Origin of the sequence: Haloarchaeobius marinus (assembly GCF_051207415.1) — an archaeon.
GTDB lineage: Archaea > Halobacteriota > Halobacteria > Halobacteriales > Natrialbaceae > Haloarchaeobius.
In genome coordinates this window covers 41984-55364 of the sequence record NZ_JBPKGD010000002.1, presented here as the reverse complement: position 1 = coordinate 55364, position 13381 = coordinate 41984, and the positions used below count along the sequence as shown (strand labels likewise).

Annotated in this window: 11 protein-coding genes; 5 read left to right on the top strand and 6 right to left on the bottom strand. The window is 68.8% G+C overall.

Going from position 1 to position 13381, the window contains the following annotated elements; all coding sequences use genetic code 11:
- Positions 1–10: 10 nt before the first annotated feature.
- The gene (locus ACSC1W_RS06290) at positions 11–1279 is read right to left on the bottom strand and encodes a hydroxymethylglutaryl-CoA reductase, degradative (RefSeq protein ID WP_435346084.1); all 1269 of its coding nucleotides are present in this window, start codon (positions 1277–1279) and stop codon (positions 11–13) included.
- 121 nt (positions 1280–1400) lie between these two features.
- Here ACSC1W_RS06290 and ACSC1W_RS06285 point away from each other — a divergent pair, with 121 nt between their 5' ends.
- Together ACSC1W_RS06285 and sod are read left to right on the top strand one after the other, a co-directional pair.
- Positions 1401–2348 carry a ZIP family metal transporter gene (locus ACSC1W_RS06285; protein ID WP_435346083.1) on the top strand — a complete coding sequence of 316 codons (948 nt, stop codon included), beginning with the start codon at positions 1401–1403 and terminating at the stop codon, positions 2346–2348.
- A 98-nt stretch (positions 2349–2446) separates the two neighbouring features.
- A complete protein-coding gene (gene sod, locus ACSC1W_RS06280) occupies positions 2447–3049 on the top strand; it encodes a superoxide dismutase [Mn] (RefSeq protein ID WP_435346082.1) in 603 nt (200 codons plus the stop codon).
- A 45-nt stretch (positions 3050–3094) separates the two neighbouring features.
- On the opposite strand, the gene gcvPB is transcribed toward sod, so the two are convergent.
- The 4 genes from gcvPB to gcvT form a co-directional block, all read right to left on the bottom strand.
- Positions 3095–4516, bottom strand: coding sequence for an aminomethyl-transferring glycine dehydrogenase subunit GcvPB (gcvPB, locus tag ACSC1W_RS06275; protein ID WP_435346081.1), 1422 nt, complete (start codon positions 4514–4516; stop codon positions 3095–3097).
- Complete coding sequence (gene gcvPA / locus ACSC1W_RS06270; protein WP_435346080.1) at positions 4513–5853, bottom strand: aminomethyl-transferring glycine dehydrogenase subunit GcvPA; 1341 nt, start codon at positions 5851–5853, stop codon at positions 4513–4515. The genes gcvPB and gcvPA overlap by 4 nt, the downstream gene beginning before the upstream one ends.
- 259 nt (positions 5854–6112) lie before the next feature.
- Positions 6113–6496: a glycine cleavage system protein GcvH gene (gene gcvH / locus ACSC1W_RS06265; RefSeq protein ID WP_435346079.1), complete on the bottom strand. Its 384-nt coding sequence runs from the start codon at positions 6494–6496 to the stop codon at positions 6113–6115.
- Entirely contained in the window at positions 6493–7596 is a 1104-nt protein-coding gene (gene gcvT / locus ACSC1W_RS06260; protein WP_435346078.1) for a glycine cleavage system aminomethyltransferase GcvT, read from the bottom strand. The genes gcvH and gcvT overlap by 4 nt, the downstream gene beginning before the upstream one ends.
- Before the next feature lie 110 nt (positions 7597–7706).
- Here gcvT and ACSC1W_RS06255 point away from each other — a divergent pair, with 110 nt between their 5' ends.
- From ACSC1W_RS06255 to ACSC1W_RS06245, 3 genes are all read left to right on the top strand, one after another.
- A complete protein-coding gene (locus tag ACSC1W_RS06255) occupies positions 7707–8105 on the top strand; it encodes a DUF7975 family protein (protein WP_435346077.1) in 399 nt (132 codons plus the stop codon).
- A gap of 126 nt (positions 8106–8231) precedes the next feature.
- Entirely contained in the window at positions 8232–8663 is a 432-nt protein-coding gene (locus ACSC1W_RS06250) for a universal stress protein (protein ID WP_435346076.1), read from the top strand.
- Entirely contained in the window at positions 8660–10900 is a 2241-nt protein-coding gene (locus ACSC1W_RS06245; protein ID WP_435346075.1) for an amino acid permease, read from the top strand. Before ACSC1W_RS06250 ends, ACSC1W_RS06245 begins: the two co-directional genes overlap by 4 nt.
- Here ACSC1W_RS06245 and ACSC1W_RS06240 read toward each other — a convergent pair.
- Positions 10897–13344, bottom strand: coding sequence for an amino acid permease (locus ACSC1W_RS06240; protein WP_435346074.1), 2448 nt, complete (start codon positions 13342–13344; stop codon positions 10897–10899). The two genes, ACSC1W_RS06245 and ACSC1W_RS06240, sit on opposite strands and share 4 nt — an antisense overlap.
- Positions 13345–13381 lie beyond the last annotated feature (37 nt).

Below are 13381 nucleotides of genomic sequence, written 5' to 3'. Positions count from 1 at the left end.
GCTGGCGAGTCTACTCGGTCAGTTCCTCGACCAGGTCCCGCGCCCGCCCGGCGCGGACGTCCTCCTCGGCGACCAGTCTCGCCGCGACCTCGTCGACGAGGTCGTCGGGTGCGCCGGCCTGTGCGGCGACGTTCTTGGCGTGCAGTTTCATGTGGCCGGTCTGGATGCCCTCGCTGACGAGTGCCCGGAGGCTGGCGAGGTTCTCGGCGAGGCCGACGGCGGCGAAGACGCCGGCGAGGTCGTCGGCCGACTCGACGTCGAGGACCTCCATGGCGGCGCTGGCCGTCGGGTGCGAACTCGTCGTCCCGCCGACGGTGCCGACCTGCATCGGGAGTTCGATGGAACAGGAGAGGTAGCCGTCGGCGTCGACCTCGAAGGTCGAGAGCGGCCCGTAGCCGTCGCGGGCGGCGTAGGCGTGCGCCCCGGCCTCGATGGCGCGCCAGTCGTTGCCCGTCGCGAGCGCGACGGCGTCGACGCCGTTCATCACGCCCTTGTTGTGCGTCGCGGCGCGGTAGGGGTCGCCGGCGGCGAACGCCCAGGCGTCGACGATGTGGTCGCGAACCTGCTCGCCGGAGCGGTCGGTCTCGTCGTGGTCCAGGTCGGCCGGGGCCACGCGACAGCGCGCCCGGGCGAGGCGGCGGTCGGCGAGGTTCGAGAGGACGCGCAGGGACACCTCGCCGCCGGTGAGGTCCTCGACGAGAGGGGCGACGGCCTCCGTCATCGTGTTCACCGCGTTCGCGCCCATCGCGTCGCAGACGTCGACGACGAGGTGGACGACGACCTGCTCGCCCGTCGGCGTGTCGACGACCCGGGCGGTCACGTCGTCGCAACCGCCACCGTGGCTGACGAGGACGCCCTGGTCGTTGGCCAGCGCACGGACGTCCTCGCGGGCGTCGAGCACCCGGCCGCGCGCAGCGTGCGGGTCGGCCACGTCGACGGCCTGTATCTGACCGAGCATGTACGGCCCGGAGACGTCCGTCTCGAACCCGCCCGCCTCGCGGGCCAGTTTGGCGCCGTGAGAGGCCGCCGCGACGACGCTCGACTCCTCTATCGCCATCGGGACGAGGACGTCCGCGCCGTCGACGACGAAGTTGGTCGCGACGCTCAGCGGGTAGCCGATGCGACCGACGACGTTCTCGCTCAGTCGGTCCGCGAGTTCGACGTCGCCGCCGGTTTCGAGCGCCTCGACGGCGTCGTCCGCGAGGCCGCAGCGTTCTGCCACCGTCGCCGTCCTCGTCTCGCGGTCCTCGTCGTAGAACCCCGGGATTCGCGAGTCCATACTCGACCCGTCCGGCGGCCCCCACATAGCCCTTTCCAGACCCGGCGACTGCGTTTAGGCCGACCGAAAAATTGTAACGTTCGTGATAGGATTTATCCATGCCGAACGACTACGTTCACGCATGAGTCTCGTGGGCAACCTCGTCGTCGTCTTCCTGGCCGGACTCGTCACCGCACTGGCGACCGGTCTCGGCGCGCTGCCGTTCTTCCTGGTCGACGACGTCGGGGACCGGTGGAACGTCGCTCTCTGGGGCGTCGCCTCGGGTATCATGGTGTCGGCGTCGCTGTTCGGGTTGATGAACGAGGGCCTGGCCGTCTCGGAGGGGTTCCCGACGGTACTGCTCGTCGGCGTGGGGGCCGGCGTCGTCCTCGTCGTCGTCGCCGACCGCATCCTCGACAGGGTCGACGTGGCGGGGTACGCCAACGGCGGCGAGGGCGGTGCACGCGCCACCGACGGCGGCGCGGCGGAGTTCGAACGCGTCGACTACGCCGACCACGAACACGACGACCACGGTCACGGACACGGCCACGACCACGCCAGTCTCGTCCACCCGGACGTGGTCGCCGATGGCGACCTGAAGAAACTCGTGCTGGTCCTCGGGGTCCTGACGGTCCACTCGTTCCCGGAGGGCGTCGCCGTCGGCGTCTCCTTCGCCGAGATGGGAACCGAACTCGCCGGTGGCGTTGGAATCCTCGGCCTCGGCATCCCCGTCCTCGCCATCATGATGACCGTGGCCATCTCCATCCACAACATCCCGGAGGGGCTGGCCATCTCCATCCCCCTCCGGGCGATGGGGGTCAGCCGCTGGCGGATGGTGGGCGCGGCCGTCTTCTCCAGTCTGCCCCAGCCCATCGGGGCGGTCATCGCCTTCGCGTTCGTCAGGGTCGCCCAGGACTTCCTCCCGTTCGGCTTCGGCTTCGCGGCCGGCGCGATGGTGTACCTCGTCCTCACCGAGTTCGTCCCCGAGGCACTCGAGACTGGTGAGAGCCTGGAGTCGAAGGGGTACCCGGAACTCGCGGGCGGACTGCTCGCCGGGTTCGCCGTGATGGTGCCCCTGCTACTCTTCTGAACGGCGCTCGCCCGGTGAAATGTAGTGACACCTACAAAAATATAGTTCAGCTAACATATTTCTCCGGGGCGTCCCTCGTCGCGAGTGGTCGAACACCGATGACGAACTACGAACTCGAACCACTGCCGTACGACTACGACGCACTCGAACCGCACGTCAGCGAGCAGGTGCTGCGCTGGCACCACGACACCCACCACCAGGGCTACGTCGACGGGTGGAACGCCGCAGAGGAGACGCTCGAAGCGAACCGCGCCGCCGACGAGTTCGACGACTCGGCCGACGCCATCCGGAGCGTGACCCACAACTCCTCGGGGCACGTCCTCCACGACCTGTTCTGGCGGTGCATGTCCCCGACCGGCGGCGACGACCCCCAGGGCGCGCTCCGCGAGCGCATCGAGGCGGACTTCGGCTCCTACGACGCCTGGAAGGGCGAGTTCGAGGCCGCCGCCGGCGACGCCTCCGGGTGGGCGTTGCTCGTCTACGACTCCGTCAGCGGCCGGTTGCGGAACGTCGTCGTCGACGCACACGACCGGGGTGCCGTCTGGGGCAGTCACCCCATCCTCGCACTCGACGTGTGGGAGCACTCGTACTACCACGACTACGGCCCCGCCCGGGGCGACTTCGTCGACGCCTTCTTCGAGGTGGTCGACTGGCAGGAACCGACCCGTCGCTACGGGCAGGCCATCGCACTGTTCGAGTGACGGACGAGGAACGCCGACTGGAGCACCGGTCGGGGCGCGTGCCGACTACGCCTCGTCGAGCGCGTGCCAGGAGAGTCGGAGGTCGCGCGCCGCCGAGGTCTGGTCGATGCGCCGGGCCGTCGTGCGCTCGGGGGCGGCGCGGAGCGTCTCGTCGTCCTCGCCCGCGACGGCGTTGAACGCCTCCGCCAGCTGGTCGAGCGTCGTCCGGTTCTCTATCTCGGTCGGTTCGGTCATCAGCGCCTCGCTGACTATCTCGGGCCACTTCGTCGTCGGCGGGTGGACGCCGTAGTCGAGCATGCGCTTTGCCACGTCGGCCGCGTCCTGGTCGCCCGCACTGGCGACGAACTCGTGATGGAACGGGCCGTAGGGGACCTCGTACTCGATCTGCGATGCGAGGTAGTTCGCGTTGAGGACCGCCTTGGCGCTGGCGTCGGAGAGGCCGGGGTCGCCGAGGCGGGCGATGTAGGCGTAGGTCTTGACGAGCACCAGCCAGTTGCCGAGGTAACCGTGTACCTTCCCGATGGAGTGCTCGGGGTCGAACAGACCGTACGTGCCGTTCTCGCCCCGTTCGACCTGCGGACTGGGGAGGAACGGCGCGAGGTCTTCGACGACGCCGACGGGCCCGGCACCCGGGCCGCCGCCGCCGTGTGGCGTGGCGAACGTCTTGTGGACGTTGTAGTGCATGATGTCGAAGCCCATGTCGCCGGGGCGGGCACGGCCGAGCAGGGCGTTCAGGTTCGCGCCGTCGTAGTAGAGCAGGCCACCGGCGTCGTGGACCAGTTCCGCGATCTCCTCGATGTCGCGCTCGAACAGGCCGAGCGTGTTCGGGTTGGTGAGCATGAGGAGTGCGGTGTCGGACGAGAGCGCGGCGTCGAGCGCCTCCAGGTCGACGCGGCCGTCGTCACCACCCGGCAGTTCGACCACGTCGAACCCGGCCAGCGCCGCGCTGGCGAAGTTGGTGCCGTGTGCGCTCTCGGGGACGATTATCTCCGTCCGGTCGTCGCCGTGGTGTTCGTGGTACGCCCTCGCCACGAGGACGCCCGTGAACTCGCCCGCCGCGCCGGCGGGTGGCTGGAGCGTCACCGCGTCCATCCCACCGATGCGACCGAGGTAGTCCTGCAGGCCGTACAGCAGGGAGAGCGTCCCCTGGACCGACTCCGGCGAGCGGTCGGGGTGGACCGCGGCGTCGTCGAGGGCCGCTACGTCCTCGGTGAACTTCGGGTTGTACTTCATCGTACACGACCCGAGCGGGTACGGCCCGGAGTCGACGCCGTAGTTCATCTCCGAGAGCCGGGTGTAGTGCCGGGCGATCTCCGGTTCCGAGGGCGCGGGCAGTTCGAGGGAGTCGCGGGTCAGGTCTGCCGGGAGCGGCGAGTCGTCGAGTTCGGCCTCGGCGGTGTGCTTCTCGCTGAGCAGCGGTTCGTACCGGTCCTCGTCGTGGGTCCAGCGCGCCTGGTCGTACTTCATCGTGCCACCTCCGCGAAGACCTCGACGAACTCGTCGAGTTCGGGGTCGGTCGCCCCCGTCGCACAGAGCTGTATCTCGTGCTCGCCGAGGACGTGGACCGCGTAGCCCTCGTCCTCGAGGTCGCTCCCGATGGCCGGTGCGGGCTGGTCGGTGTGGGCGACGAACTCGCGGACGTGATGGCGGTCGTGGACGGGTGCCCGCACGCCGACGATGTCGGTCACGCGGTCGGCGAGGTCCTCGGCGGCCCGGACCGACTCGGCGGCGAGGTCGGCCAGTCCGTCGGGACCGAGCGACGCGGCGTGCATCGCCGCCCGCAGGGCGACCCACGCCTGGTTCGTACAGATGTTCGAGGTGGCGCGCTCGCGGCGGATGTGCTGTTCGCGCGTCTGTAGCGTCAGGGTGTACGCGCGCCGGCCGCCGTCGTCCGTGCTGGCGCCGACGAGTCGGCCCGGGACCTGCCGGACGTACTCCTCGCGCGTGGCGAACAGGCCCAGTCCCATCCCGTAACTCGTCGGCAGGCCGAGCACGTCGGCCGCCCCGACGACCACGTCGGCGCCGACGCTCGCGGGTTCTTCGAGCAGTGCCAGCGAGACGAGGTCCGAGCCGAGACAGAAGACGGCGTCGGCGTCGTGTGCCAGGTCGCCGAGGTCGGTCAGGCGCTCCTCGACGCAGCCACGGACGGTCGGGTTCTCGGCGTACAGCATGACGACCGAGTCGTCGACCCGGTCCGCGAGCACCGCCACGTCGGCGTTCCCGTCGTCCATCGGGTACGACTCGACGGTGAGGTCGGTGCCGGCGACGTAGTTCTCGAGCACCCCACGCCGTCCGTCGGCGAGGTGTTCGGGGACCAGCACGCGCGTCCCCGACGTCGACCGGAGCCTGTCGGCGAGTGTCGCGGCTTCGCCGAGCGCCGTCGCGGCGTCGTACATCGAGCAGTTGGCGACGCCGAGTCCGGTCAACTCGACCAGCATCGACTGGTACTCGAACAGCGCCTGCAGGAAGCCCTGCGTGACCTCTGGCTGGTACTGCGTGTAGGAGGTGAGGAACTCCGAGCGCAACGAGAGGTGGTCGACGACCGAGGGGACGTAGTGGCTGTAGTGGCCCCGCCCCAGCAGTTCGACCAGGTCGTCGTTGCGGTCGAGGGTGGCTGCTACTTCGGCCCGAACGGTGCGCTCGTCGCGTGCCTCGATGCCGAACTCGCCGTCGAAGCGGACGCTCTCCGGGATGTCGAAGAGGTCGTCCTCGCTGTCGACGCCGATGGCCTCGAGCATCGCCTCGGTGTCCGCTCGGGTGTGCGGCGCGAATGGGCTTCCCTGGGATGTGTCGTGTCCACTCATGGTGTGACTACGGTGTGAGAGCGTTCGCCCGCGGCGGGCCCACGGCCGATGGTTCGATTCACAGTAGCGCGATTGGGACTACTCGCATATGATTGCCGTGGTTCCCCCGCGAAAGATGTGCACGTCGGTGTACACAACCGGGGGCGCTCTGGGTTCGATACACTCGTTTCTGCATACTCGGCGGCGAAATTTTCCACCGCGACGCCGACGCTACGTGGCCGGGTCCGGGCAACGAGTACGCGGCGGCGAGAACGGGGACTCAGGCGACCTGGTCGGCGTACTCGTCGGCACTCGACAGGTCGTCCAGTTCGGACTCGTCGTCGAGAGCGATCTCCAGCATCCAGCCCTCGCCGAAGGGGTCGTCGTTGACGAGTTCCGGCGCGTCGAACAGGTCCTCGTTGACCGCGGTGACCTCGCCCGAGACGGGCGCGTACAGGTCCGAGACGGCCTTGATGGACTCGATGACGCCGAAGGCCTCGTCCTGCGTGACCGACTCGCCCACGTCGGGGAGTTCGACGAAGACCACGTCGCCGAGTTCGTCCTGGGCGAAGTCGGTGATGCCGACGCGGACGGTGTCGCCGTCGCGCAGTGCCCATTCGTGCGATTCGTTGTACTTCCGGTCGTCTGGTGTTTCGAAGCTCATTGGTCTCGTTCGTAGAAGGGGAGTGGTTCGACGCAGGCTTTCTTCGGGTCCTCGCGGACCACGACCCGGAGGAGCGTGTCCGGTTCCGAGAGTTCGGCCGGGACGTAGCCCAGTCCGATCGGTTCGGAGAGCGTCGGACTCATCGTACCGCTCGTGACCGTCCCGACGACGGTCCCGTCCGTGTCCGTGATGTCGTAGCCGTGTCGCGGGACGCCCCTGTCGATGAGGCGGATGCCCACGAGTTTCTCCTCAACGCCCTCCTCTTTCACCGCCTCGAGGGCGTCCCGGCCGACGAACTCCGTGTCGAGTTTGACCGTGAAGCCGATGCCGGCCTCGTAGGGGTTCCGCGGGTTCGCCTCGTGGTCGAAGTCCTGCCCCGAGAGGAGCAGGCCGGCCTCCAGTCGCAGGGTGTCGCGGGCGCCAAGCCCGCACGGCTGGACGTCGTCGAACGCCGTCCACACGTCGGCGGCGGCGTCCCACGGGACGACGAGTTCGAACCCGTCCTCGCCGGTGTAGCCGGTCCTGGCGACCAGACACTCGGCCCCCGAGACGTCGGTCGTCGTCGCCGTGAACCGCGACAGGCCGCTGACCGAGTCGCTGGCGGCCGACGACACGTGGTCGACGGCGTCGGGGCCCTGCACCGCGAACATCGCGTAGTCCTCGGTGCGGTCGTCGACGGTCGCGTCGAGGCCCCAGTCGTCGCGGTAGTTGGTCCAGCGCGAGTGCAGCAGGTCCTCGTGACCCGCGTTCGGGACGAACAGGTACGTCGGTTCGTCGCCCTCGTCGGGCCGGCGGTAGACGACGGTGTCGTCGATGATGTCGCCGTCCTCGTCGGTGATGCAGGAGTACTGGGAGTCGCCGGGCGACAGTGCCCCGACGTCGTTCGTCGTCAGGCGCTGCATCAGTCGGGGCGCGTCCGGCCCGGACACCTCGATTTCGCCCATGTGCGAGACGTCGAAGATGCCCGCGGCCTCGCGGACGGCCTCGTGTTCGGCACGGATACCCTCGAACTCGACGGGCATCTCCCACCCGCCGAAGTCCGTGAACGTCGCGCCTGCCTCGTCGTGGTGTCCGCGCAACGGCGGTGTCCTGAGGGCCATACCGGGAACGTCTATCGCCGGCAAGTAATGTTTTCGTATCCCGGACCGTCCGGACCACGCGACGCCGCAGGTCCGTCACCCTGATGGCGCACTCGGACGAAGCGTGCGGCATGACGCGCTTCGCCGCGACCGACCCCGAGGGACGACGCGCGCTGGTCGTCGACGCCCTCGCCGCCCACCGCGAGCGCGCCAGCCCCTACGTCACCCTGACGACCGACCCGGACGACGCCGACCGGGAGCAGGGACACGGCGCGCCGTGGGTCCAGTTCTTCGAGACGACGATGGCGCTCGACTGCACGGACGACGAACTCGACCGCCTGAAGGCGCTCGCCGGCGAGTACCCGGCGATAACCGTCGAGGACCTCGTCAGGCCCGAGGAGAGCGAGGGAACGCACGCCCGACTGTCGGTCCGGACCGACGACGAACGGGTCGCCCAGTTCGTCGACGAGGCGTTCCAGACGGTGTTCGACAGGCCGGCGGGGTACCGGTTGTGGGCTGTCGAGGTGTGAGGCCGAGACAGAGAACTATTTGAGTAGCGGCCCATTACGACCGACTATGAGACACCCACGGAGAGCCCAGACCGTCGAACCGCACCACCGATGCCACTACTCGGTACCCGGCGGAGGTGGCGGGTGATGGTCGACCCGCTGCTCTCGCATCCCCTCGTCCCGATCGCAAGTCCCGACGACGCCGCCGAAACACTCGACTCACTCCTCCCGTACCTCGCCCCAGACGCCAGTCTGACCGTCGTCCACGTCGTCGAGAAGGCCGGCGGTGCGCCCGACAAGGCGTCCGTCGAACAGCGCGAGGAGTACGCCGAGGAGGCGTTCGAACTCGTCCGCGACCGGTGTGCCGACGCAGGCGTCACCGTCGAGACGCGAGTCGCCTTCGGGACGGACGTCTCGGAGACCATCTTCGACCTCGCCGCCGAGATCGACGCCTCCGCCATCGCGTTCGTCCCCCGTGGCGGGAGTCGACTCGTCCAGTTCCTGACGGGTGACACCGCCCTCGACCTCATCACCGACACCGACCGGCCAGTCGTCGCACTGCCCGGAGGGAGCGAATGAGCGACGAGGAACTCGCCAAGGACCTCGGCCCGCTCGCCGCGTTGACCATCGGCGTCGGGACGATGATCGGTGCGGGCATCTTCGTCCTGCCGGGCGACGCCATCAGCGACGCCGGGTCGCTCGCGGCGGGGTCGTTCGTCCTCGGCGGCGTCATCGCCATACTGACGGCGTTCTCCGCCTCCGAACTGGGCACCGCGATGCCGAAGTCCGGCGGCGCGTACTACTACGTGAACCGGGCGCTCGGGCCGCTGTTCGGGTCGGTCGCCGGGTGGTCGAACTGGCTGGGCCTGGCCTTCGCCTCCGCGTTCTACATGGTCGGCTTCGGCGAGTACATCAGGAACATCTTCGGACTGGCCGAGGGGTACGCCCTGTTCGGGGTGACCGTTCCGACGCTCAAACTCGTCGCACTCGCGGGTGCGAGCCTGTTCGTCGCCGTCAACTACGTCGGCGCGAAGGAGACGGGACGACTCCAGAACGTCATCGTCCTCATCCTCGTCGCCATCCTCACGGTGTTCACGGCCATCGGGTCGCTCCACGCCGACCCGGTGAACCTGCCCGGGAGCAAGGGGACGCTTCCGATGATAGAGACGACGGGCCTCATCTTCGTCTCGTACCTCGGGTTCGTCCAGATCACCAGCGTCGCCGAGGAGATAAAGGACCCCGACCGCAACCTCCCGCGGGCGGTCATCGGGAGCGTCGTCATCGTCACCGCCATCTACGCGCTGGTGCTGGTCGTGATGAGCGCGGCCGTCCCCGCCGGGTTCATCGACGGCCTCTCCGCCGGCAAGATAGCGGTCGTCGAGGTGGGACGCACCCTGCAGGGTGGCCTGCTCGCCGGCGCACTCCTGTTCGGCGGGTTGCTGGCGACGGCCTCCAGCGCGAACGCGAGCATCCTCGCCTCCTCGCGCATCAACTTCGCCATGGGGCGGGACCGCATCGTCACGCCGTCGCTCAACGAGATACACGACCGGTTCGGGACGCCGTATCGCTCCATCGGCATCACGGGTGGCCTCATCCTCGTGTTCATCGTCGTCGCCCCCATCAAGATGCTCGCCGAACTGGGGAGCGTCCTGCACCTCGTCATCTACGGGTTGCTCAACCTGGCACTCGTCGTGATGCGCGAGGCGGACGTCGAGGACTACGACCCCTCGTACACCGTCCCGCTGTATCCCGTCACGCCCATCATGGGCGCGCTATCCTCGTTCGCGCTCATCTACTTCATCACGACGGAGGTGCAGTGGCTGGGCCTCGGCTTCGTCGCCTTCGCCACGGTCTGGTACCTCGTCTACGCCCGGTCGAAGACGACGGACCAGGGCGTCCTCTCGGACTGGATCCTCTCGCGTGCCGACGAGATGCCCGAACCCGCGGTCACCGCCGCGACCACGGTCGCCCCGGACGGCGGCGAGTACCGCGTGATGGTCCCGCTTGCCAACCCGGAACACGAGCAGGACCTCGTCTCGCTGGGAAGCGCCATCGCGAAGCAACGGGACGGGACCGTCGTGGCGACCCACATCGTGCAGGTGCCGGACCAGACGTCGCTCGAGTACGCCCGCGACCACGTCGACGAACTCGACGCGACCGGCCAGGGACTGCTCGAACGGGCCCGCGAACACGCGGCGGCGTTCGACGTGCCCGTCGAGACCCACACCATCCTCTCGCACCGGTCGTTCGAGGAGGTGTTCGACGCGGCCCGGACGCACGACGCCGACCTCGTGGTGATGGGCTGGGGCAAGCACTCACACGGTCGCGCGGAGTCCCGCGTCGACGAACTCACGCAGGACGTGCCGTGTGACTTCCTCGTGCTGAAGGACCGCGGGTTCGACCCGGAACGGGTCCTCGTCCCGACCGCCGGTGGCCCGGACTCCGACCTCTCCGCCGGGGTCGCGAACGCGTTGCAAGCGCAGTACGACACCGAGGTCGCGCTCCTCTACGTCCGCGACCCGGACGAGCAGTCCCACCAGGAGGCCGAGGCGTTCCTCGCCGACTGGGCCGCAGAGCACGACCTCACCGACGCGACGTACATCGTCGACGACAGCGGCGACGTCGAGGCGGCCATCGAGACCCACTCGAGAGACGCGTCCATGCTCATCGTCGGTGCGACCGAGCGCGGGTTGCTCTCGCGACTCCTCTCCGGGTCGCTCGTCATGGACGTCGTCGACGACGTCGAGTGCTCGGTGCTGCTGGCCGAGAAGAAACGCGAGACCAGCCTGCGAGAACGGCTGTTCGGGCGGGACTAGCGCTCTCGCTGGCCGAGGAGCGTCTGTAGCCTCGACTGGAGGCCGAGCCCTCGTTTCGCCATTATGACGGCGCCCGCGGCCCGTTCGCCGACCGCCTCCGGAATCGACCCGAAGACGAACTGCTGGAGGAGCCCCTCGCGGGTCGCCCCGATGACGGTGCAGTCGTGGTCTCCGGACCGGTCGACGATGGTGCCGACCACGTCGTTCGAGTCCACGACCTGCGTCTCGACCGCGACGCCGTCGAGTCCCTCGGCGGTCACCTCGATGGACGACTCGGCGCTCCCCCGTGACTCCTCGTCCGTCCTGACGTGGAGCACCTCGACGGTCGCGTCGTTCGCTACGGCGACGGCTCGTGCGACCGAGGCGGCGTACTCGGCGTGCGGCCCGCCGGCCGTCGGCAACAGCACCGACTCGACCGTCTCGTCGCTCGCCGGCCCGACGCGTTCGACGAGCACGTCACAGGGTGCCTCGACGACGACCTCGTCGACGGTGCTCCCGAGGACGTGGTCGCGACGACGCTTCCGTCGGCCCTTCCAGCCGAGCAACACCGCGTCGACGTCGAACTGGTCGATGGTGTGCAGGATGGCGGCGTCGACGTGGTGGCCCACGCGGACGACGCCGCTGACCGGTACCTCGTCGCTATCGACGGCGGCCATGGCGCGCCGGGTGACCTCGCTGCGCTCCTCGGCGAGGTCCCGTCCCTCCGAGAGGGGCGTCTGCTCGGGGAGTCTGGCGACCGTCATCGCGATCACCTCGCCGTCGTTCGCGGCCGCGACGTCCGTCGCCGTGTTCATCAACTGGTCGACGTGGGCCGGGTTCGCGACGGGGACCAGCAACTGGTAGTCCCGTTCGGGTTCGTGGCGTTCGTGGACGACCGTCGGTGCCTCGCGCTCGGCGACGGCCGACTCCGACCGGAGGGTGCGCCAGCCGAACCAGAAGCCGACGCCGACGACCTCCGCGACCAGGCCGAAGACGACGATGTCGAGCGGGATGTTCCCGACGAGGACCAGGTTCGCGAGCACCGCGACGATGGGCACCCACGGCACCAGTGGCACCGTGAACCGCCGGTCGAGGTCCTGGTTCGTCCGCCGGGACCTGACGACGGCGACGTTCACCGCGATGAGCCCCGTCAGGAGCATGAAGTCCGCGAAGTGCGCGATGGCCGAGATGCCGAGCTGTGGCTGTGTCACCGCCTCCACGAGGGGCCGACTGCTCCCGCCCTCGCCCGAGGCCAGGGCCGGGAAGAACGTCTCGAACGCGCTCTTGGCGTGGTGTGCACCCTCCCCCGACGCCCGCAGGAGCACGCTGAACAGGCCGATGAACAGGAGGATGAGCGTGCCGGTGAACAGCACGGACGCCCACGGCGTGTTCAGCGAGTCGTGGAGGTCCTCGAACTGGCGGGGCAGGTGGTCGCGGCGACTCATCGCGAGTTTGACCCGCGACCCGGCGAGGATGGTCGCGTTCGCGGCCGAGAGCATCGAGAACAGCGCGCCGACGATGATGACGTAGAAACCCGCGCCGCCGAGGTAGTGCTGGGCGGCGTACGCCATCGATACCTCGCCGTGACCGGCGATGTAACTCGTCGCCTGCGACTGCGGGATGCCGACCTGCTCGGCGAGGAAGGCGAGGAACTCGCCGTTGTTCACCGCGAGGACGATGACGGTGACGACCAGCGCGTACACGACCGTCACCAGCCCCATGCTGACGAAGATGGCCCGTGGAACCGTCTCCCCGGGGTCCTCTATCTCCTCGGCGTTGGTCGCGATGGCCTCGAAGCCGAAGAACGTGATGAACACGAGCGCGCTCGTCAGACCGATCTGGGCGACGTTGTCCAGGTTGTCCGCGAACGAACCGGCGACGACGCCGGTCTGGAACGCCGTCAGCCCGCCGGCGAGGAAGATGACGATGAGGAGCACCTTCAGGCCGGTCACGACGATCTGGAACAGCCCCGTCTCTTCGGTGCCCTTGAGGTTCACCCCGATGAGCAACAGCAGGACGAGCACGCCAGAGACCCAGAACGGAATCGCCCGCGAGACGTCCAGCGCCGGGTAGATGAACTCGAAGAACCAGTCGGAGAAACTCGCGAGGTAGAACGCCGCGCTGGCGGGGTAGCCCAGTATCATCGACCACCCGACGATGTAGCTCAGGTCGCTGTCGAACGTGTTCGCGACGTACGCGTACCCGCCGCCGCTCTCGGGATAGATGGAGGCGAACTCGGCGTACGCGAACGCGGTGAAACTCGCGACGACCGCGGCGACGAGGAAGGAGACGATGGCCATCGCGCCCACGTTCGAGACGGCGAGTCCGGAGAGGACGAAGATGCCCGCGGCGATCATCGTCCCGACGCCGAGTGCCACCGCCCCGACGATGCCGATGTCGCGGTCTAGCTCCGTCTCGACGGCGGACTGGGTGGTTTCACCCCCGTCCGTTCGCTTCGCGCTCATTGCCAGTCCCGACGGGCGAGAGACGGATAAATTCACG

What these genes read in the sequence shown, in the direction of transcription:
- gcvPA (WP_435346080.1), bottom strand. Translation starts at nt 5,853, where the DNA reads ATGAGTGGACACGACACATCCCAGGGAAGCCCATTCGCGCCGCACACC.
- ACSC1W_RS06285 (WP_435346083.1), top strand. Translation starts at nt 1,401, where the DNA reads ATGAGTCTCGTGGGCAACCTCGTCGTCGTCTTCCTGGCCGGACTCGTC.
- gcvPB (WP_435346081.1), bottom strand. Translation starts at nt 4,516, where the DNA reads ATGAAGTACGACCAGGCGCGCTGGACCCACGACGAGGACCGGTACGAA.
- ACSC1W_RS06250 (WP_435346076.1), top strand. Translation starts at nt 8,232, where the DNA reads ATGGTCGACCCGCTGCTCTCGCATCCCCTCGTCCCGATCGCAAGTCCC.
- ACSC1W_RS06290 (WP_435346084.1), bottom strand. Translation starts at nt 1,279, where the DNA reads ATGGACTCGCGAATCCCGGGGTTCTACGACGAGGACCGCGAGACGAGG.
- ACSC1W_RS06255 (WP_435346077.1), top strand. Translation starts at nt 7,707, where the DNA reads ATGACGCGCTTCGCCGCGACCGACCCCGAGGGACGACGCGCGCTGGTC.
- ACSC1W_RS06240 (WP_435346074.1), bottom strand. Translation starts at nt 13,344, where the DNA reads ATGAGCGCGAAGCGAACGGACGGGGGTGAAACCACCCAGTCCGCCGTC.
- ACSC1W_RS06245 (WP_435346075.1), top strand. Translation starts at nt 8,660, where the DNA reads ATGAGCGACGAGGAACTCGCCAAGGACCTCGGCCCGCTCGCCGCGTTG.
- gcvH (WP_435346079.1), bottom strand. Translation starts at nt 6,496, where the DNA reads ATGAGCTTCGAAACACCAGACGACCGGAAGTACAACGAATCGCACGAA.
- sod (WP_435346082.1), top strand. Translation starts at nt 2,447, where the DNA reads ATGACGAACTACGAACTCGAACCACTGCCGTACGACTACGACGCACTC.
- gcvT (WP_435346078.1), bottom strand. Translation starts at nt 7,596, where the DNA reads ATGGCCCTCAGGACACCGCCGTTGCGCGGACACCACGACGAGGCAGGC.